The sequence below is a fragment of the Trichodesmium erythraeum IMS101 genome (genome assembly GCF_000014265.1).
Taxonomy (GTDB): domain Bacteria; phylum Cyanobacteriota; class Cyanobacteriia; order Cyanobacteriales; family Microcoleaceae; genus Trichodesmium; species Trichodesmium erythraeum.
Genome location: NC_008312.1, coordinates 2,005,885 through 2,027,628 on the forward strand (window position 1 = coordinate 2,005,885; position 21,744 = coordinate 2,027,628).

Annotated in this window: 13 protein-coding genes and 2 pseudogenes; 8 read left to right on the plus strand and 7 right to left on the minus strand. The window is 34.6% G+C overall.

Annotated features, from left to right (window positions below; translation table 11 throughout):
• Positions 1-303 precede the first annotated feature (303 nt).
• The gene (accB, locus tag TERY_RS06115; protein WP_011611018.1) at positions 304-807 is read left to right on the plus strand and encodes an acetyl-CoA carboxylase biotin carboxyl carrier protein; all 504 of its coding nucleotides are present in this window, start codon (positions 304-306) and stop codon (positions 805-807) included.
• Positions 808-2,746: 1,939 nt separating this feature from the next.
• Here accB and TERY_RS06120 read toward each other — a convergent pair.
• Both TERY_RS06120 and proS read right to left on the minus strand, forming a co-directional pair.
• On the minus strand, positions 2,747-3,445 hold the full coding sequence (locus TERY_RS06120) for a GerMN domain-containing protein (protein ID WP_011611019.1): 699 nt from the start codon (positions 3,443-3,445) through the stop codon (positions 2,747-2,749).
• A 1,832-nt stretch (positions 3,446-5,277) separates the two neighbouring features.
• Complete coding sequence (gene proS / locus TERY_RS06125) at positions 5,278-7,083, minus strand: proline--tRNA ligase (protein WP_011611020.1); 1,806 nt, start codon at positions 7,081-7,083, stop codon at positions 5,278-5,280.
• A 453-nt stretch (positions 7,084-7,536) separates the two neighbouring features.
• Between proS and TERY_RS06130 the strand changes: the two genes are divergently transcribed.
• The 4 genes from TERY_RS06130 (at position 7,537) to TERY_RS32500 (ending at position 9,212) form a co-directional block, all read left to right on the plus strand.
• Complete coding sequence (locus TERY_RS06130) at positions 7,537-7,968, plus strand: NUDIX domain-containing protein (protein ID WP_011611021.1); 432 nt, start codon at positions 7,537-7,539, stop codon at positions 7,966-7,968.
• A gap of 500 nt (positions 7,969-8,468) precedes the next feature.
• Positions 8,469-8,615 (plus strand): transposase family protein, encoded by a 147-nt coding sequence (locus TERY_RS27340; protein ID WP_196797228.1) that lies wholly within the window; start codon positions 8,469-8,471, stop codon positions 8,613-8,615.
• Positions 8,578-8,715, plus strand: coding sequence for a hypothetical protein (locus TERY_RS34640; RefSeq protein WP_196797349.1), 138 nt, complete (start codon positions 8,578-8,580; stop codon positions 8,713-8,715). Before TERY_RS27340 ends, TERY_RS34640 begins: the two co-directional genes overlap by 38 nt.
• 302 nt (positions 8,716-9,017) lie before the next feature.
• Positions 9,018-9,212, plus strand: coding sequence for a hypothetical protein (locus tag TERY_RS32500; protein ID WP_155994334.1), 195 nt, complete (start codon positions 9,018-9,020; stop codon positions 9,210-9,212).
• A gap of 1,486 nt (positions 9,213-10,698) precedes the next feature.
• Here the strand turns inward: TERY_RS32500 and TERY_RS06135 are convergent.
• Entirely contained in the window at positions 10,699-10,926 is a 228-nt protein-coding gene (locus tag TERY_RS06135) for a transposase (protein WP_011611022.1), read from the minus strand.
• Positions 10,927-11,460: 534 nt separating this feature from the next.
• Here TERY_RS06135 and argF point away from each other — a divergent pair.
• Complete coding sequence (argF, locus tag TERY_RS06140; protein ID WP_011611023.1) at positions 11,461-12,381, plus strand: ornithine carbamoyltransferase; 921 nt, start codon at positions 11,461-11,463, stop codon at positions 12,379-12,381.
• A gap of 1,136 nt (positions 12,382-13,517) precedes the next feature.
• Positions 13,518-15,329, plus strand: a complete 1,812-nt coding sequence (locus TERY_RS06145; RefSeq protein ID WP_011611024.1) for a sodium:solute symporter family transporter — start codon at positions 13,518-13,520, stop codon at positions 15,327-15,329.
• A gap of 297 nt (positions 15,330-15,626) precedes the next feature.
• Here the strand turns inward: TERY_RS06145 and TERY_RS27345 are convergent.
• Both TERY_RS27345 and dusB read right to left on the minus strand, forming a co-directional pair.
• A pseudogene (locus tag TERY_RS27345) lies at positions 15,627-15,740 on the minus strand (transposase); the annotation flags it as partial.
• Positions 15,741-16,223: 483 nt separating this feature from the next.
• On the minus strand, positions 16,224-17,228 hold the full coding sequence (dusB, locus tag TERY_RS06150) for a tRNA dihydrouridine synthase DusB (RefSeq protein ID WP_011611025.1): 1,005 nt from the start codon (positions 17,226-17,228) through the stop codon (positions 16,224-16,226).
• An 806-nt stretch (positions 17,229-18,034) separates the two neighbouring features.
• Here dusB and TERY_RS32505 point away from each other — a divergent pair.
• Entirely contained in the window at positions 18,035-18,181 is a 147-nt protein-coding gene (locus tag TERY_RS32505; RefSeq protein WP_155994335.1) for a hypothetical protein, read from the plus strand.
• Positions 18,182-18,366: 185 nt separating this feature from the next.
• On the opposite strand, the pseudogene TERY_RS06155 reads toward TERY_RS32505, so the two are convergent.
• Both TERY_RS06155 and fumC read right to left on the minus strand, forming a co-directional pair.
• A pseudogene (locus TERY_RS06155) lies at positions 18,367-19,185 on the minus strand (IS5 family transposase).
• Positions 19,186-19,858: 673 nt separating this feature from the next.
• The gene (gene fumC, locus TERY_RS06160; protein ID WP_011611026.1) at positions 19,859-21,268 is read right to left on the minus strand and encodes a class II fumarate hydratase; all 1,410 of its coding nucleotides are present in this window, start codon (positions 21,266-21,268) and stop codon (positions 19,859-19,861) included.
• Positions 21,269-21,744 lie beyond the last annotated feature (476 nt).

The window sequence follows — 21,744 nt, forward strand, 5'->3', positions numbered from 1 at the left end:
TACACACAGTGTCCCATTCCAGAGAGATAATCTTTGACAGACTAAGTTAGTTACTTAGTATAAGATTTTTCTCGAGTTACAATAAATAAGCCCTGCCCTGATGAGAAAGTAGGATAGGGAACAAGCTCAGAATATCTACCAATCAGTTGTACTATATTAATCTGGAATCTGCTGTATATATTTGATAAGTGAGAGTTTTTCTGACTTGAGAATTTACTTAAAGATACTTAAACATTAATAAAATTAATATTTTTATTCAAAATTAATTTAGTTTAATGCTAATTAACTGGAGATATAAGAACTGTGCAATTAGATTTACATCAACTTCAGGAACTACTCAAAGCAATAGACCAAACTAATATTTCGGAGTTGACTCTAAAAAGTGGAGATTTAGAACTGGTGGTACGCAAAGAAACTTCATCTAGCGATCGCCACTCATTACCTTCTTCTAACAAGAGCGATACTATTTCCGAATTAGTTTCTCCTACTGTAGCAGCGTTGGAAACAATGGCTACGTCAAAAACCTCTGTAATGCCTCCTGCCGCACCACCTACGGCTTCAAACAAATTTGAAGAAATTTTGTCTCCAGTTGTTGGTACTTTTTACCGTGCTCCGAATCCTGATGAAACACCGTTTGTGGAAGTGGGCGATCAGATTACTTCTGGCCAAACAGTTTGTATTATTGAAGCGATGAAGGTAATGAATGAGATTGAAGCAGAGGTATCTGGACAAATAATGAAAGTTTTAATTAAGAATGGAGAACCAGTAGAATATAATCAACCTTTAATGCTAGTTAACCCCAACTAAACTTGATCAAAATCATGCCACAATTAATCCATAATCCTATTCGGATTCAATCTAATGGTAATAAACTAAGCAAATTGATAAGTATATTGGCTGTGTAAATAGTCAAACCCATTCTATTAGTGTTGCCCAAATGCTTTCTCTCAGTGGTTGGATGGAACCAGGTTAAAGGCCAGAGTTTGATGAATTTACCCTGGTACTCAAGAGCACTCTCTTTGTTGAATATCAAGGTGGACAATTGTAAGTTGATGCAGGCCAAGCATTAATAGCTCATAAAGGAGAATGGGTAAAATATAGTACACCTGGTGCAGAGGGAAAAGAATATGTCGCTATTTGTTTATCTGCTTTGTCCCCGGATACTGTAAATTGAAATTTTGAGTAAATGACAATTATAGCAATTGTGGCCATAAAGTCAAAAAATTTCTATCAACAGGACTCATTAGTTGTTAGTCATAAATTTGTCGGGAGACAAGTGTCGCAATTAATATTTTTAGCTGTAGATTATAAAGAGTAAGTATAGAGTGAAATAGAAACATTGTAGGGAGAAGAGAAATTTCCAAGGTATTTTCCTGGCTTCTGTATTTGCTGTCTGGAATCCTTAGAAAGATAAAAACCTGTGCTGGAGATAGAAAATTTAATTCAGCAAGGAAGGAATAAGGATTTTATTCTCTACACAATTTGAATTGCCTAAACTCTGTATACTCTTGATTCTTTACTAAAAGTTATGGACCCTATTGATGGTGCTATCTACGATAGTGAGGTTAAGTTAAATAGGGCTTGCTAAATAAATATAGAATCCTGATGTATCATCAGTTTAAGTGGTATTAGACGAGGAAGAGAGTAAAAATACTCTTGTTAACATTCACTTCTTAGGATTTTCCCTTAACTAAGAAGGAAGAAATAGGGAAAAATCAACACTTACAACTGTTTCTTGACTGTTTCTTAATGCTTATTCCCTATTCTTTTCTTTAACTAACAGATTTTTTCAACAGGCCTAAAATACTAATATCTATTTCCCTATTTACTAAGGGGATAAATTTTTGTTTCGTCCTGTAGATGTATTGAGATGTATAAGTTAGACCGTTTCACTATCAGGACTCTAACTGCAAAAATCACTACTTGTTGTACACCACTACTAATACTAAATTTAGTTGTGCATTACGGCCCTTTATGTCAATATTGGCTAAGCTTTGCGAAATGTCAAACAATAATTATAATATAAACAATTTAATTATGTAATATATCTTGATAAGAGACTGTGTTTATTTGACAGTGATCATTGCTTTTTTATTTTCTTACCTTCAATACTTCTTCATGGCTATCTTTAGCTTTTTGTACAAACAGTCTCTAATTCTATCATTACTTTAATATCCAATCCCTTCATATCCCTTTCTCCAAAAGCTATACAATAATTATTCAACTGGAATTAATATTACATATCATAAATCACCAGATTTTCTTCTAGAATTATGTCAATAGAGGTGGATTTTAATTTTCTTTGACTTGCTGATTAATTATCAAAGTATTGGTAGGTAAGATCAAAGCTCTACCTCAAAAAGTTAGAATTTTGGGCTGATCATTGCAGAAAAACAAGAGGCAATTCTTACAACTACCTTCTCTACAATTGACATTTTTCGTAAGTCCTAACTTGCTACTCTCTCCCTAAAAAGACTTTTTCAGCAAACCCTATTTATTTGTTTGAAAATGACCCCTAAAGTTTTTTTTGATTAGGACTTACGCAAATAAACCCGACTTATAGAAGCAATATCATTTGAAAAATAGGCATTGACAAAGAAGCTGGTTTCTGATTTTTTTGTGCATAAATTATAAATTATATAGGCCTATGTAAACATCTTAGGACATTCATCCGTTTTCTATTCTCTATTTCCTGTTACCTTATAAGCTAAATTTATTGTCTTCACCAAAAGATGTAGTAATATATCTAAAATTGAAACTCTTGTTGAAAGTTCTGCCGAGTAATAGGTTGAGATACTTCTAATCCTTCACTCCCTAACATTTCTAAAGGTTTGCCCTCCACAAAAATCCAAACTTTAACATCTGGCTCTAAACTAGAGGCAGTATAAATAACTTGTCCCAAACGCCCTATCATTGAAGCACTACCACCTCCATAAGTAAATTCCTCAGATAAGTCAATGTAAACACCGTTGTTTTCAACAGTTAAGGCTTGAACTTTGGTTCCTTCGGGTATTGCACTTACAACATAGGTATTTTCTGGGCGAGATAATAAAAGGTCAAAAGCAGCTCTTAAAATAGCTTCCGGTTCATCTATTTCTTTAATTTTTACCGGAGAAGACGCTAAGCTAATACCTGTAGCAGTATCCTTAACCCAGTAGACTTCCACAGTCTTTTCTGTAACTGCTAATGGTTCTGATTTTATAGACAAAGGAAACTTTTGGGAGTTTGGAGATTTAATTGTATCAGAAGGAACAGAAGGTAAAGTCTGTAATGGTGACTCTTGAGTAGGGAGGTCTGTAAGAGTCTGGGGATTATTAGAAGTTTTTTTGGTGGTCAATTGTAAATTTGTCCACAACGCAATACCACCACCCACCACCACTGCTAATGCACAGACACTGGCCACAATACTAACAGATAAATTTAGAGTTTGATTTTGTTTTTTCATTTTGACGATCCTTGAGGATTAACATAATGGCAGTGAGGAGCTGAGTTTTCAGTTTCTCTTAGGTTAACTATATTAACTATATTAAAGCTGATTTATAAATAGAATCTCAATAAAGTTGGATCAAGATGAAATTATTTGTTACATCGTAATAGATTAACTTACAATAGCCCTCAATAATTTCGAGAATGTTTAAAGAAAATTAATTAAAATTTAGAAGAAGAAAAATGCTTGGTAAATTGTGATTAATTTTATACCTATGCGCAAAAAAAAATCCTGTAAGAACATAAAGCATATTCCAAGTATATGAAGTACAGATATTAATCATTAAATGTTTCTAGTATGGGCATCTTGCAAACTCTTTAATGGTTGTGGTGCATCATTTTTTTGACCATATTAGGGATATTGAATACAAGGTCTTTACAGTAGCAAAATTTTTAATTCCTCAATCTATATTTGTATAGATATGATAGAAGTATTAATTACAAGTTTAAGCCGAAAAATATCTCCATTGAGAATTTAGATGTAGATGACTAGAGGTATTGTAATTGGATGAATAAAATTCCCAAAGGTTGGGTTTATATTCCTGGTCTTTTTCGTCTTATTAGAGAAAGTTGGCAAACGGGTAGAAAAGTCTATGAGAATAAATTTTTCGTCAATAATGACCATGGTTATATCTTGATTCATCTGTGTTTAATCAAGTACATCCTCCTTGATTACATCGTAAATTTTGGGGATTTATGCACAGTGTTATTTATCAACTCCAAAGTTTATAATTTGGTCACTTTATTGTGCATATTTTATGTTTAATTTTGAATAGTTCTTATTTTTTGTTACCTGATTATTATAATAAAATACCTACTTTTTATGATACTTGGATATCAACAATTCTTTTCTTTCATATTCTTGAAAATTTAAATGGGAGACCTAATTCTTTAGAAAGGTTAGCATTCTAAATACGCCTAACAAAAACAGATAAATTTTCGGTGGTTTGGTAAATGTGTAATGCTTCTTTTCTAGAAATTAGCACAATCTTAGATTTCAAGTAGTACAGTGGTAAATAAATGGAATAATTAAGTATGTTTAAAGAAGGATTAGACTAGATTTTTGATTGAGTTTTACAATAGTTTTATTCTCTTCTATATTCCGTGCTTTAAAAAGTAGTATAAAAAATGTTTCAGCTATTAGTTGATCAGGAAATATAAAAGGCTTCAGATATCAGACTATAGGGTGAGTAATATTAGCTGAATAAAAGTGATTATTCTCCCCAATGCTTCTTAAAAACTTACTCCTGTAATACCGTTTTACGAAAGTCATACATTCATTCATTTAAAACTCATGCATGAATATTTTATATTATAGGATCTATTCTTTAAAACTGTAGTAGCTTCAATAAATTATTCTACTTCCATTGTTTGAAACTAAGTAGGTTGGTGTTGAAATTTGTCGCTATGTAACAAAATGTAAATTAACCTCAAATCAACTGTGTGAAGGATCTTAGATTCAGTACACAAATATTAATATAGCTAAGTTTTTTCACGCCACCTACTTAGTTTGCTTGGTATGCTGGGGGTCAGGGGAGGGTTAACTTCATTTCTGCCGCGTAGCGCTTAAGCCCAAATATATTCTAATAAGGTTTAGATAAAACTAAAACTCATGAATTAAGAATTAATTAGAGTAGCCGTTTAGATTACAGAATTACCAAAAAATCCTTAACTGAACTTATTGGATTATAGTTCAATTTGACTGATTAAGTGGTGTAAGTCCTATTAGTAAAAACACAGCAATAATTAATAAGGGAAAAATTATATTTGAATTTTTCAAGGGTGAATAAATTATTTTAATGCTTTCTCAATTAAGTCTTTTAAGGTAGATAATACTTGCGCGACAACAATTTCCTGGCATTGGTGAGTAGATCTTTCTATAAGTTCAACCTTGCCAGATTTTAATGATCGCCCAGTAACTATTCGATAGGGAATACCAATTAAATCTGCATCTTTAAATTTAACACCTGCACGTTCATCTCGGTCATCTAAAATAGTGTCTATTCCTGCTTCATTTAATTCCTTATAAAGATTTCCTGCTACTTCTATTTGTTGAGTATCTTTAATATTAGGAATACAAATAACTACATGATAGGGAGCAATAGCCACAGGCCAAATTATACCATCTTTGTCATAAGACTGTTCTACTGCCGCTTGGGCTAAACGAGACACTCCCACACCATAACATCCCATTAACAATGGTACTTCCTGGCCCTGTTCATTTGTATAGGTTGCTCCCATAGCTTCAGAATATTTTGTCCCCAACTGAAATATATGACCCACCTCAATGCCTCTAGCAGTTTCTAGAGTTTTACTAGGGTCATGTACAGCGCGATCGCCTTTTTTAGCCTTTCGCACATCTACCACCAACTTTGGCAAAGCAAATTCTTGACCCCAATTTGCCCCCACAATATGATTACCTAGTTCATTACTACCAGTTGCAAAATTTGTCAAGTATACTGCTGTTTTATCGACCATTCGTAGGAACTTAGGACTAACCTGTTTACTAGAAGTGATATAATCATCAGATAAATCTGGAGCAATATAACCCAAAGGTAAAGACTTAGCTGCCCATTTCTTTTGAGCTTCCACATCCGGTACACTCAAAGCCAAAACAGTTTTGGCCTCATAATTTCCAGCTAACCTAGTCAACTCATTCAACAACTTCACATCATTAACATCTTGGTCTCCCCGAATACTCACCAATACTAAAACACTAATCCCATTATCATAAACGGCTTGGTACAAAACATTTTTGACTATATTAGTTGCAGAACAATGGAGAAACTCACACATCTTTTCAATAGTTTCTGTACCAGGAGTTTCCAATTTGTCATAAGTATCAAAAGGTGAAGCTTCTACATCTACAGGCAACGAGATAGCCTTTTCCATATTTGCCGCATACTTACCATCTTGGGTATAGAGAATTTCATCCTCGCCAGCATCGGCCAAAACCATAAATTCTTGGGAAGCAGAACCACCTATGGCCCCAGAATCAGCATCAACGGCCCGAAACTGTAACCCACTGCGACGTAACATATTTCGATAAGCCTTATCCATATCCTGATAAGTTTTTTTCAGACTTTCCTCATCAGCATGAAAGGAATAGCCATCTTTCATAATAAATTCTCGACCTCGCATTAACCCAAATCTAGGACGAATTTCATCTCGGAATTTAGTTTGAAGTTGATAGAGATGTATGGGTAGTTGCCTATAGGAACGAATAATATCTTTAGCAATAGTAGTTATTACCTCTTCATGAGTTGGCCCTAAACCTAATTCTCGATTTTGACGGTCAATTAAAGAAAACATGATACCCTCAGCCTGGGTATAAGTATCCCAGCGACCAGACTCTTGCCAAAGTTCGGCGGGTTGGAGTTGGGGAAGCAAACATTCTTGGGCGCCAGTAGCGTTCATTTCTTCTCGAACAATTGTGGAAACTTTATTGATGACTCGCAACATTAAGGGGAGATATGCGTAAATACCATTACCAATACGACGAATATATCCAGCACGGATGAGGAGTTTGTGGCTAGGAATTTCTGCTTCAGCAGGGTCATCCCGTAAAGTGACCAATAACATTTGAGATAGTCGCATTGTTGCTCCTTGGTAAAAATAATGATTATCTCAGATTAGTTTAAGACATCTAGTATATTGCTAAACAAAAAGCAAAGGGTAATACTTTATCGTTTATTACAATCACAATAGTTTTTCAGATTGTACCAATTTCAAATTAAGTCTGTTTAACTTTAGGGAGAAGTCCTACGCTTCAACTAAGTAGACTTAGTAGATAAATGGTAATTAATATAGTTGACAACTTTCAAAAAGTATGTTCCATAACTTTAACACGGTTAAGACTTACGTAGCTACTACCACTATGTATATAGTAGGGATTTTTTCGTAGGGGTTTTTATGTTATGGAACACTCCAGCCTTGACCGCTACTTTTCCTGTATAGTTTTGTCTTTTATGTTAAATGAAATTCCCTGGAAAGATGAGAGTCTCAGTTTATAGTGATAGCATTAGCGTTAGGTAGTTAACCAAGCATATTATGGAAAAGTCAGAAATTAAGACACAATTTCCTCTTGTGACAGTCGGTGCTTTAATTAAAGGACCTTCTAATCGAATATTAATTGTTGAAACGACAAAATGGAAGGGTACATGGGGAGTACCTGGGGGAAAGGTTGATTGGGGAGAAAGTTTAGAAGCTGCTGTGGCGCGAGAATTTACAGAGGAGGTGGGGTTGAAATTAACTAATATTTGCTTTGCTATGTTCCATGAGGCAATACTAGACCCACAATTTTATAAGGAGGCTCATTTTATTATGTTTAATTATTGGGCAACATCTGATGGAGAAGATGTTGTGCCTAATGAAGAAATTGTACGATGGGAGTGGGTAACTCCTGAAGTGGCTTTAGATTATCCTTTGAATAGTTATACTAGGATACTTATTGAAAAATTTAAGTCTCAAATCTCTTTGTGAATTGTACATAGCTATTTTACAGTTAAAGAAAATTTTGCTTAATTTTGGGTGTGGAGTGTGGTTAAAAAATTGAGTAAAAAAGGATTTTCTGAAGACCTAGGGAGGTTCAATATAGAGTTGTTCAGATCAATGAGGTATAATTTTATTGGTGTGTAAAGCAATGTCTGAATATTGAATTATGTCACTTCCCCTAAAGCCTTGGTAATATAGAGTTGTGACTTTATAAGGTAAATTAAGAATTAGTAGGGAGTTGGAAATAGGACAATGTTAGTATAAATTGAGTGCTAAAAGAAGACTGCCTATTAAGGGCATTGACTGAACTAAACCGTAAGGCATTCGATGAATTATTAGAAGCTTTGTGTGTCTAACTTAAGTTGGAAGCGATATAGCTGCCGCCACTAGGCTCTGCCAACGCTACAATGTAAAAACAAGGACTACTGACTATAGGAGGATGACGAAAAGTCTGGTTGTTAGAGCCTAAAGACAAGCTATTTTTCATATTGTTCTACTTTAAATGCTACCCTACCTTTTATGTGCCTGGATTATTGTTTAACCTACACCGCAGCCGAGCATACTGTTGGATGTTAAGACTACAACTATTACTGGATAATGCATTGGACCGAAGGCAGAGTCTTACTAGAATGTAAATTAGAAGCTATAGAGGAGTTCATAATTAGATTTCCATCTGTCACAGAAGTAATGATTTATGGGACAGAGCGACTCATTCAACGTCCTCAAGACCAATAGAAACAGAAAGATCATTACTCATGTCAAAAAAAGCGTCTAACCCGTAAACATCTAATCCTCAAAATTCGGGAGCGGCGAGTCTTAGTTCTATCGAATTAGAGAGGGTAAGGTTCATGACAAACGGCAGTTGGAGGAAGAGAAAAAAGAAATAAGTTTGGATGGAGCAATGGTGAGGTTACGCACTCCACGTTTGGCAAGTAAGTAAATGGTGGGAATACATTGCCCTCAATATACAAAGTTAAGTCAAGGTAGCATTTTTTAAAGATAATGAAGGATCATGATCTTGAATTAATTGCCAACTTTTGGAAGAAAAGTTCCCCTGCTTAGGAGATGAAGATGACGGAGTATGGGATATCTTTGTGACTCTGGGCACAGCACAGCAACGGGAAGAGATATTGGAGTGCTATCATAATTATGGGAAACTTATACAAAGTGCAAGGAACTCAAGTGCAGCAGGATCAAGTGTGAAATTATCTCTGGCAAGGTCAGTCCACTAATTCTATTCCCTATCTGAGTCAACATCAATAACTGAGGTTCAAATACTTTGATTCAATAGTTGAGAAAGCATCAATCTCGTATTATTAACTACTAGGTCAGGCAAGCTATAGGAGGTTTAGTCGGTTCAGGATCAGTTGAATCTTTAGTTAGGCAAATTGGTTACAGCTATTGTTTCTCTCTTCAAACGTACAGGTATTATATTGTCACTTAATAGGAGCAGCAAATACTATTGAATATATATGAATGTTATTAGGATGTCATAGTACAACTTGATCATGATGGTTTGTTACCTACATAAAATTGGTTATAGAAGGTTTATTGAACAAGAAAAAAATTGTTGGTAAACCTAGGGAAATATCGCCCATATTAGAAAATAAACTTGGAGCTTAACTAGAAAAATATGAAGGTTTTAGTGGTTGTAATTAAATACAAATATGGTTAAAAGTAGTATGTGATATTAATTTCCAATACTAAATAGTACAAAGGTATGTTTATGAGTACTTAAATGTTAAATAAAAGTGCCTCTTCCAGTAAGCATTAAATAAAATTTAACAAATTTTGAAGAGTAAAAAAAATGCCATAATTGCTAGAAAAAGCTATTAAAAAATTTAAATTCTAGGAAAAATCCTGTAAAAAAAATTAGGTTATGGTGTAGTTATAAAGCTAGAAATAGATGAAAAACTATTACTTTAAAAGTAATAACTATTAAAGGAATTAAGGATCAATAAACTCAACAATAGAAGTCTAAATATTTGTATTTATATGGATTAAATTAAACCCAATTTAGGATTTTTTTCTATAGTTTTTAGTTTATATAATTTTTTATTTAAATATTTTCGGATATATTTTTCCATAATTACTCTAATTATTTACATCTAATTCAAGTAGATAGCTTTGGATACTATCAATTATTAAACTTAATTTTTTTTAATAATATTATTATCATATTTAAACAAAGTTATTGTCTAGAATTTAATCTGGTAGAGAGGTTATGATTAGCAATAAAACAAAAGCTGAAGTGGATAATATTTGGAGATTTATCAGACTTTTTGATAAAATATTTAAGGAAATTATACTAAATATTAACCAGGATTTTGTCGCTTCATTAACAGGATGGTAGTTCATCATTGAGGTTTTAGAAAAAGTAGATATAATCAACAATTTTAATTGACCAGCTCCGGCTGATTAAGTAAGTTATCAATAATGGTAGTTTTGACGTACGCATATATGAATAAGTGATTTTTTTACATATATTTAAGAGGAGTATTAAGTATAGCATTTTTTTTTAGAAATAGTATTAAAGGACGTCTATAAATAAAACTTTAAGTGACAAGACGATTTAACATCAGTGAAATCACGGCTATATGAACAACAGATTCACTTACTTCCGCTCAACCCTCCTAATCTTTACTGAGTTCTCTTTGGCGTCTAAGCCTATCTAAAGTTTTCTCCAGCACCCAATGTTGAGATCCAACCTCAAAACTTTCATGAACTTGTAGGCGATCGTGAATTCATTGCCAGACTCCAAGACTCCTGACATTTTCGGCAACCATACACAGTAAAGGCCGGTGGGAAGTCATGGGGTAAGAGTTCCCAGGTGCAACCACTACGATGACTGTAGAGAATACTATTAACAACTTCTGGTAACTCTACTGTTTGTTTCCTTCCTCTGGATGTTTCAGAAAAAGCCATAGCTAGCATGGGAGCTATCATTTGCCAAGTAGCGATACCTTAGCTCTTTGGAATAGTTGAGAGCGAGCCATGTTCTCAATGTTTCAGCTCTAGTTGACGAGTTAGATTTTCTCTGTTTTACTTACTCCTCATTTTATTTTAATTTTTTTTTACAGATACCCTCTTAAAATGAGCTTACCGTGATTAATTAGCTGTAACAAATTCCCTACCTTTAGTCATCTTTAGATGATTTTATCTGTCAGTACAAAAAACTTATTTTTTTGGATATTAAAAGGCTAAAAAACTGATTATATTTTGTCGATTTTCTCCAAATATAAATATTAAATTAATTTTTTATAGGCACTTAATAAAGACATTATAAGATCTTATATATAAATACTTAGGAAGTGTCAAAATATGCTCATCAAGAACAATAAAAAAACTTGATTCCAGTCCCTTTAAAATTTGTGATGGCGGTTTTAAAGAAAAATGGTTAGTTGTAAAAATTTGGCTGCCATTTATTAAACCTGTTCTTATCTTTTTTAAAGGTTATTGACCTAACATTAGTAGTAAATTATGGATAAATTAAAAGGACGAGATTTATTAAGTCTGGCAAACTTGAATTCTGAAGAATTAAAAGAAATTTTACAATTAGCAGCCCAACTAAAATCGGGTGAAATAAATCTTAAATGTAATAAAGTACTAGGATTATTATTTTCTAAAGCATCTACAAGAACCAGGGTAAGTTTTACCGTAGCAATGTATCAATTGGGAGGTCAAGTTATTGATTTGAATCCTAATGTTACTCAGGTTAGTCGGGGAGAAAGTTTGGAAGATACTGCTAGGGTTTTAGACGGATATTTAGATATTTTAGCAATTCGTACTTTTGAACAAAAAGACTTAGAAAGTTTTGCAAATTATGCAAAAATTCCTGTTATTAATGCTCTTACAGATAGGGAACATCCTTGTCAGATATTAGCTGATTTATTAACTGTTCAAGAAAATTTTGGCAAGCTAGATGGAATAACTTTAAGTTATTTTGGTGATGGTAATAATGTGGCAAATTCTTTACTATTAGGTTGTGCAATGGTAGGAATAAATGTCAGGATAGCAACTCCAGAAAATTATCTGCCAAATAAGGAAATTGTGGAACAAGCAAAGACTATTGCTAATGGTAAAAGTGAAGTTCTAGTTACTCAAGACCCCCAGGTAGCAGTTAAGGATAGTCAAGTGCTTTATACTGATGTTTGGGCAAGCATGGGACAAGAACAGGAAGCGAATAATCGAATTCCTATTTTTCAGCCTTATCAAGTTAATGAAAAGTTGGTAGAAAGTGCGGCAGATGATGTAATAATTTTACATTGTTTACCAGCACATAGGGATGAGGAAATTACTGATGCAGTAATAGAAGGAAAGAAATCACTAGTTTGGGAGCAAGCAGAAAATCGAATGCACGCTCAAAAAGCTTTATTGATAAGTATCTTAGGAAGTGATTAGAGCTTACAAAAAAAGTTGAGTTGTATAGTACTACGCGCAAGTAAAAAGTCAACCTCTTCTTTCCCTCAGAGTTTATTTTTTTAACTAGAAAAAAATTTCTCACGGGGTGACAAGCAAGCTATCAATGTATGTTTGTTACCCCCCCATGAGGTAGGGCCAGCTCATTTTAACAATTATTGACAAATAGTATCTTTTCTAATCGTATTGTCCTGACAGCTTTTGAGATTAATTTAGTGACGAAAATATATTCCAGTTGTTAACAGTACTTTGATATTTTTGACAGTGAAAATGGCTTCAAACCCAACATGGAGAAGGAAAGTACATTGCTCGGGTTAGAAATAGCTCAAACCCAGATATATCAAAAAACAGTTTGATGCTATTTTAAATATATTTTTTACTAAAGTCTCGTTAAGCAATAAAACCGATAATATGAAAATTCTGTGATATTTATAATTCCTTGAAAAGCTTGTATTGCAAGCAGATTATCAAAATATTGATTTGTCAATAAAATTTTAGATGAGCTTGCCTTGCCCCGTGAGTTCACACACTGTTATTTTGAAGTGATACCAATTTTTATAAGTAATATTTATGTTTAATAATACTTTGTTGGTATATTTTTGATTGATAATACAGTTATCAAACATTAAGTATCTTTCTGTAAGTATTGTTTTAGCTATTGGACAATTTTATATTTCACATTTAGCCAAAAATATTGGGTCGGCACAGCTCTCTGTTAGCAGTGTAGTGATCAGCCAATATAATTGATTAGTTCTTGATATTAATATTGAAAATATTACGTTTTTCCAGATTTAAAATTTGAAAGTTAAATTATTGGCGATCGCTACATATAATCAGCTATTAACTATTACTTTTAGAGCAAAAAATTATTGATTTATCCAGAATTAAATCTTAGTAAAAAAAATAGCTTCCTTAACCTTAAAGTCTATTTTCATATAAACCCTGTCCTTCATTCCATAGTCTTATTGTTTAGAGCTAAGAAGTTGAGCGCTAATAGCTAAATAATTAAGTTAATATTCTAAATTACTTACATATCCTAGTAAGTGGTAAATTATAGAGTATTAAAAAATGAATAAATATGGTAAATTCTAAAGGGATTACTTGTTAACTAAAAATTTATGAAACTAATTGATTGGCTAATTGTTTTACTATACCTTATTTTAACTATGTGGATGGGGCTATATCTATCTCGCAAAGGTGCAAAAAGTTTAGCAGACTTTTTTGTTTCTGGGCGATCGCTTCCTTGGTGGTTAGCAGGTACAAGTATGGCAGCTACAACTTTTTCCATAGATACTCCTCTTTATATTACAGGGGTTGTAGCTAACCGAGGAATAGCTGGTAATTGGGAATGGTGGATTTTTGCTGTTTCTCATGTAATTATGATTTATATTTTTGCTAAAATGTGGCGACGCTCGGAAGTAATTACTGATGCTGAATTAACTGAAATTCGTTACGGCGGAAATATGGCAGCTGTTCTACGAGGAGTAAAAGCTTTTATCTTTGCTATTCCTATGAATTGTATTGCTATTGGTTATGCTATGTTAGCTATGGTTAAAGTTGTTGAAGCATTGCAAATTTGGCAAAGTTTAGGTATTGATGCTAATGCCAATAATCTCAAATTATTAAGTGTGATAGGTGTAAGTATATTTGTATTAATTTATGCTGGTTTATCTGGTTTATGGGGAGTAGTTGCTACAGATTTTTTCCAATTTTTTCTAGCACTATTTGGGGCAATTATTGTAGCGTTTTTTGCTGTTAATAGTGTGGGTGGAATACAAGAATTAATTATTAAAATTCCTCAAGTTATCCCAGACAAAGATATTTTATCATTTGCACCTTTTACTATTGGTGGAAATGGTAACTCTTGGATTACTTTTAGCAAAACAGCAGGCATAACTGCGAGTACATTTTTTGCTTATATTGCTATTCAATGGTGGTCTTGGCGCCGCAGTGATGGAGGAGGAGAATTTGTACAAAGATTTGCTGCTGCAAAAAATGAAACAGAAGCAGAAAAAGCAGCCTGGTTATTTAATATAATGCACTATGTTATTAGAACCTGGCCTTGGATTTTAGTTGCTTTAGCTTCTATTATAATTTACCCCGATTTACAAGATAGAGAATTGGGTTATCCTAAATTAATGATTGATTTTCTTTCTCCAGGAATTTTAGGCTTAGTTGTTGCTTCTTTAGTGGCAGCATTTATGAGTACAGTTTCTACTTCTATTAATTGGGGCGCTTCTTTTATTACTAATGATTTATATCGAAGATTTATTAAACCTGATGCTACTCAGGCAGAATTAGTTTTGGTAGGACGACTTTCTTCTCTATTAGTAACAGTTTTAGGAGGAGTTGCTGCATTTTTTGCTAAAGATGTGGCAACAGTATTTAGGTTAGTAATAGCTATTGGAACAGGTTCGGGGTTGGTATTAGTTTTACGTTGGTTTTGGTGGCGAGTAAATGCAGCAGCAGAATTAACTGCTATTGTCGCTAGCTTTTTTGTGGGGATGGCAACTAGTTTATTTCCTGCCTTCAAAATAGAAGATTTTGGTTTGCGAATTATCTTTATTACTGTAACTGTAACAGTTTTGTGGGTGGTAGCAATGTTGATTACACCGCAAGAGTCTGATGCTACTTTAGAAGACTTTTATCGGCGATCGCTCCCCGGTGGTCCTGGTTGGCAACGGCAAAGAGTAAGCACTGGTTTAGCTCCTGCACAAAATTTGGGTAAGGATTTACAAAAGGTTCTGGCATCTATATTATTATTGTTTGGAGCGTTGTTGGCGACTGGTGGTTTCCTGTTACTTAAGCCAACTATTGGTTGGATATTTATGATTATTGCTGTTTTCAGCGGGATGTGGTTGCGACAACTCAATAAGTCTAAAATTTTACCTATGCCAAGACCAGGGTTAGATGATGAAGATTTGTTATAAATGACTTCTGAGAATTTATCCATTTTAAAAATGTTTAAAGTAGTTTCGCTTCTTGTGATGTGAAATAATTACCTAGAGGAGTTCTATGAAAAGTGTTTTCCTCCTACTGGCGTGTCAAGCTTAAAATAGTTTATTAGGGTTAGAGGTAAGAAGTTATGACCACAGACCATCAGGCAATTGATAAAAATTGACAAGAAGAAACAAGCGATCGCTAAGAGAAGATTTGTAAAACAAATCTTAAGAATGGCCTGAGTTTTTAGTACTAAGCCTTGGTAATATCAATCTAATCATTGCAGTTTAAATCAAAGCTTCACTAATCTCAGGTAGTTGTTCATACTTGATAGCTAAATGTCGGTTTTGAACTAGCCATGCAAAAGTTCTCTCTACTACCCATCGTCTGGGTAAGACTTCAATTTTTTAACTATTATACCATTTATCAAAAAAAATGCTCTACTTAAATAGATATGAAAAATGTTGTATTAGTCCCACGGCAAGCCAATAACTCGTAACTACCCGATGTTGGTTGCATAAAAGAATGCCCGAAATTAGTATAACGAAGCATTCATAAGTGGCATCACGACTAAACACTGGATGTAAGTTGATCAATATTTGCTCTAGACGAAGTATTATATGCATCCCGAGAGTATTAGCTGGTCAAATTTAAGAATCATTAACCAGTGTGCACCATTCCCTGACATAAGAGCGGGGAATGTTTTTTTTCTACCGAGAACTTTGTACTGTCTGGTAATAAATAATAGTAATTAATTTTACTTAGGAATTTATAGGTTTTAGCTCTAAGATAGATACAATTCAAGCTCTCCTACAAACTTTTTTGATAACAAAACAGGTTTATGATCAAGAACAAGCAAGATATCCATGCCACAAAACTATCTACTATAAATTTTCAATTACCTTATCAATCAAATCACAACCTTGCGCTACAGTTTGTACTTTTGCCAACTGACCCCGCAACTCACCTGCTCCTGGAAAACCCTTAGAATACCAAGTCAAATGCTTACGAGCTTGACGAATCCCGCGATCGCCTTTATATTCCCATAGTGCCCGTAAATGCTCTTTAGCACACTCCAGTTTTTCTGCTGCAGTTGGTGATACTTTTTTTACACCATTTTTCAAAAAATAATCAATTTCTCCCACTAAAAAAGGATAACCTAAAGTTCCACGGGAGCACATTACTCCATCTGCTCTAGTTTCCTCCAAACAACGTATTGCAGCATCAACAGAGAAAATATCTCCATTAGCAATAACTGGGATAGAAAGTATTTCCTTAACTTTTGTAATCCATTCCCATCTGGCCGGGCCATTATATCCTTGGGCACGAGTCCGACCATGTAAAGTTAACATTTGGGCACCTGCATCTTCCATTCTTTGAGCAAATTCGAGAATATTAATTTCTTGATTACTCCAACCAATTCTTGTTTTTACAGTAACAGGAATAGGAACAGCTTTAACAACTTTACTAACAATTTCTCCAGCTAATTCTGGTTGTCTTAATAATGAAGAACCCCCGCCGTTTTTTGTGATTTTATTAACAGGACAACCCATATTAATATCAACAGTATCAGCTCCTTCTTTTACAGCCATTTCTGCTGCTTCTGCTAAGAAATCTGGACGACAATCAAATAATTGAATACTTATTGGTCGCTCATTATTATCAACCTCCATTATTTGAGGTAATTCTTTTACATAATGTAACCCTGTAGCATTTACCATTTCAGTGTACATCATTGACTCTGGAGCATGACGACGTACTAGACGACGAAATACTAAGTCTGTTACTCCTGATAATGGTGATTGAAGGACACGACTTTTAACTTCAAAGTTGCCAATTTTTAGTGGAGTAGATAATTTTTTCTTTAATTCAGGAGATAGAATAGTCATTTCAGTTATTACTTATCAGTTATTACTTATCACTTATCAGTTATCAGTACCTCTGAATAAATTAGGAGGCAAGAAAATACGTAATGCGTTTTTTTTATCCCTTCAAAAAGGGAAGCTATTGACCTAATTTATTGATTATTACTCAACAGAATTAATTTAATATTTTGATGAGTTATACCAAATTATTTCTCAAAAGCTTTACTATATTTTGATTTTCTATTTCTAAATACTATTTATTGGCATAATTTCATTTTTAACTAACCTATGTTATTTTTTTGAGTTATTTTGAATACTTTTCGAGTGTACCATGACTTTTAATGAATGGCGTCATACAAATTCTCAAAATTTTTGCGATATTTTAATTTTCTACGAGACAGTACAAAGTTCTCGGTAGAGAAAAACATTCCCCGCTAAACAGTCAGGAAATTTTGAGGAAAAAGACTGCTTCACTACAGAAAATCTAATACTTGAGACTAAGATGGTGACTCTCAGATATCGCTGTTTTTACTTGCATTAGGACTCTTATGTTAAAAGAGTTCCCTTTGTACTAGCTGTGTTGGCAAAGGGCAAAAAAATAATACTGCTGTCAACTGATATCAGTCTATCTGTCGCAGAAATGTTGAACGCTTACAGTTGTATTTTAAAGATTAAAGTCACTTTCGGGAACTTAATTTAACTATTATCCAGTTTTAGCTATCAGTTTTGGATGAAAGATATGACTCCGACTAAGGGGTTGCCGAAAGACCTTATTCTGAGCCGATATCTTCTGAAACAGCAGCAACAGTTTCACAAGAAAAGTCGAAGCAATGGAACGGTTTGTACTCATCAACGCTATAGCTCTGGGTGTTTTACAACTACTTAGTCTAGAAATACATAAGACTGTATGGAAGAATTTTCCTCGTTGGTTTGGTACTTTACCCTCCAATGGTTATCCGAGTGAACAGATAGTTTGACTGACATAACAGCGAACAGAGGAAGTATATTTTAGCCAAAAGTATGTCAGGGCGACTTTTGATAAAATTCTTAAATGCTTGAGCAGCATTGACGATAAAGTCGACAACAGAGCATTTTATCACATGAAAGCAACTGTTTTATGAATACAAAAACTTTTTACTGTCCAGTTTTCTATTTATAAATACTATTTATTGAGGTGATATGAAGTGTAGCCAATAGTTCCTAAACCCCTAACCATGAGACAAATCATGGTAATGTAAATCGTGGTCTCGGAGTTTTGAGACACATACTCGTAGTCTTTAGGACAGCGTCGATAGCAATTCTACCCTCCCTAGGTGCGCTCAACCACCCAACGTTTTTTGAGGAGAATGAAAACCTTTGATTCTTGAAGACATGGCACAATTTGCACTTACCACCCGTATCCATTAAAAACTGCACAAAAAGCTCGCCGCTATATCCTCCGTCTACCCAAACCAGATAGAGACGACGAACTTGCTCTCCCAATTGCTGTAATTTGGCTAAGACTTCCTTACCTCTTTCTCTTTCCGGACATTGGCGCAGCTCACCAGCACACACATAACTAGCCCCAAGGTATCCACTACTGTGTAGCGTTTTCGTCCTTTGCTTGGTTTGTGGGTGTCGTAACCCACAGCTTTATTCAGCATAGTGCTAGTAGGAACACTCTGACTATCTACAATCACTTCTCGTGGGCTTTCTTCTTGTCCAGACATAACTCGGTTCAAATTTCGTAAACGTTGATAAATCGCATCCCAAGCTTTATCCAAGCGCCAGTTACGTAAATATGTGTCGACTGTCTGCCAGACTGGAAAATTAGCCCTCAGACTCGCCATTTACACCCTTGGACTGCTAGATAAAAAGTGGCGTTGATAACTGAGAACATGCAAACACAAGGAGAACGACCCCCTTTCTTAGCTGGAAGCAGCAATAGTTTAATCAACTCAAATTGTTCATAAGTCAGATTACTCGTATATACTTTACCCATTGTTTTGACAGCCTTATGTGTATTTTTCCTTAATCATACTTTACACCGTGTGAGCTTTTTTACTCTCTCTCATACTTGTCAAACAGCCTAGGTCAGATATAAGAATCACAAAAAGAGCTAATAAGTCATCACTATCTACAGCGATATGGCTCTTGCTACCCTCTCTGTTTAATGTCAGCAATAGCCGAAAAGCTCTCAAAGATTACTCAAAGAAATCAATTACAGAACAACTATGGTGAAAACAAGTTTATACTACAGTCAGTAAATTAGCAAAATGGCTGAAATTTTTCCAAGATAAGGGAACCACCACACATGATATTAGATGGAAGATATAGTCTTTGAGCGATGTATCAACTTAATGAAACAGGATTCACGGTAGCCTTGCGTAGCAATATCGCTCCGGGGAATTATTTTTCTTCCTTCTCTATTATACACAAACAATGTTACCGGACATGATATCAGCCCTTAAGGTTAATAATTCATAACTGGTAGCTGATCACTGACGGTTGAATGCTTACCAATAAACAATAAATTTGGTTAACAATAAATATTGAAATTTGTGAAACTGTGAGAGTATATATTGGCAATTTCGCTCCGGGAAGCTACCAGAAAGCTCTAGATAATCAGCTAATGGTCTTTGGGAACATTATTTTTTCTACATCTTATTATCAAACTAAGTAGAAGGATGAGTCATATTTTCAGGAATCACAATTTCATCAAATTCCTTTCCCGAAACATAACCTAATTCCAAACAAGCTTGCTTTAAAGTTAAATCTTTTTCATGGGCAAAATGAGCAACTTCGGCAGCCCGATCATATCCAATTTTCGGACTTAAAGCAGTCACTAACATCAAAGAATTTTCCAAATAAAATTCAATTTTTTTTCTATTTGGTTTCAAATCAACCAAGAGAAAATCAGTAAAATTATTACAACTATCAGCAATCAAATTAATCGACTGAATCAAATTAAATATCATCATCGGTTTATAGGTATTCAATTCAAAATTCCCCTGGGCACCAGCCAAAGTGATCGCTGCATCATAACCCATCACCTGAGTCGCCACCATCGTCATTGCTTCACACTGAGTAGGATTAACTTTTCCTGGCATAATAGAAGATCCCGGTTCATTTGCAGGTAAAATCAACTCCCCAAACCCACATCTAGGTCCACTTCCCAACCACCGAATATCGTTAGCAATTTTCAGCAACGAACAAGCTAAAGTCTTCAAAGCACCGCTCGCCATCACTATCCCATCATGAGCAGCTAAAGCAGCAAACTTATTAGGTGCAGACACAAAAGGCAACCCGGTTATTTCACTAATATGTTTCGCAGCAAGTTCAGCAAAGCCTTTCACCGTATTTAATCCTGTTCCCACTGCAGTACCACCTATAGCTAATTCATATAAATCTGGCAATGTATGAGTGATACGTTGCAAATTTGCATCTAGTTGCGCCACATACCCCGAAAATTCTTGTCCCAAAGTCAGTGGAACCGCATCTTGTAGGTGAGTGCGCCCTATTTTAACAATTTCATCAAATTCTACTGATTTCTCTTGGAGTGCATCCCGGATTTTTTTGACTTTCGGCAGCAACTGTTTATGTAATGCTACTGCTGAAGAGATGTGCATAGCAGTAGGGAATGTGTCGTTAGATGACTGTGACATATTAACATGATCATTAGGATGTATCGGATTTTTGCTTCCCATTTTTCCACCAGCAATTTCGATCGCCCGGTTAGCTATGACTTCGTTAATATTCATATTGCATTGAGTGCCACTTCCTGTCATCCAAACTCGTAGCGGAAAATTTCTATCTAATTTTCCGGCAATAATTTCTTCTGCTGCTTGAATGATTAATTTTGTTTTGTATTCTGGAAGTTTACCAAATTCCTGGTTAGTTTGGGCAACTGCTTTTTTGAGGATAGCAAATGCTTTGATAACTTCCAGTGGAATGTAGTCTTGCCCAATAGAGAAGTAGATAAGCGATCTTTGGGTTTGAGCGCCCCAATAACGGTCTGCTGGTACTTCAATATTTCCCATACTATCCCTTTCAAGTCGCATTTTGGGGTGCTTTGATTCTGTCATAGTTAACCTTTGTGGTAAAGTGTATCTCTATATTTACCTATATCATTACTTTTTATCTCCAGGGCTTAGTTAAATTTTTATTTTTTTACTTTTTAGGCTTATGAACCTATCCCACCAATAAAATGGGATTAATCCAAATATGCATGGTGGCGAGCACTACAATTACTTCAATATTAGCATAAGTACCCTCCTATCCTACAACTAGGGGACGATATTTACGTTGATACCTGGTAAAACAACCCTCTTATTGAAAACGAGGTACAGAAATTTTGATCGCATTTCCTGGTTTCTTTTTATCTTTCCCAAGTCATTTGGGCATTTGAGGTCTCATCCCTATTCGATACCTTGCTTGTCTTTGTCCTTGACCATCATATCCTTTATCCGTTGCAATGACTGAGAATTCCTTACATGGACAGCCTCCTTTGTCAGTTTTCAGATTCGTACTATCAATTTAGCGGAATTAGCTGTTCTCTTTC

Bases quoted from the DNA above. Each gene is read 5' to 3' on its own strand.
- proS (WP_011611020.1), bottom strand. From the start codon at position 7,083: ATGCGACTATCTCAAATGTTATTGGTCACTTTACGGGATGACCCTGCT.
- TERY_RS06130 (WP_011611021.1), top strand. From the start codon at position 7,537: ATGGAAAAGTCAGAAATTAAGACACAATTTCCTCTTGTGACAGTCGGT.
- TERY_RS34640 (WP_196797349.1), top strand. From the start codon at position 8,578: ATGCATTGGACCGAAGGCAGAGTCTTACTAGAATGTAAATTAGAAGCT.
- fumC (WP_011611026.1), bottom strand. From the start codon at position 21,268: ATGACAGAATCAAAGCACCCCAAAATGCGACTTGAAAGGGATAGTATG.
- TERY_RS06120 (WP_011611019.1), bottom strand. From the start codon at position 3,445: ATGAAAAAACAAAATCAAACTCTAAATTTATCTGTTAGTATTGTGGCC.
- dusB (WP_011611025.1), bottom strand. From the start codon at position 17,228: ATGACTATTCTATCTCCTGAATTAAAGAAAAAATTATCTACTCCACTA.
- TERY_RS06135 (WP_011611022.1), bottom strand. From the start codon at position 10,926: ATGATAGCTCCCATGCTAGCTATGGCTTTTTCTGAAACATCCAGAGGA.
- argF (WP_011611023.1), top strand. From the start codon at position 11,461: ATGGATAAATTAAAAGGACGAGATTTATTAAGTCTGGCAAACTTGAAT.
- TERY_RS32505 (WP_155994335.1), top strand. From the start codon at position 18,035: ATGGAACGGTTTGTACTCATCAACGCTATAGCTCTGGGTGTTTTACAA.
- TERY_RS06145 (WP_011611024.1), top strand. From the start codon at position 13,518: ATGAAACTAATTGATTGGCTAATTGTTTTACTATACCTTATTTTAACT.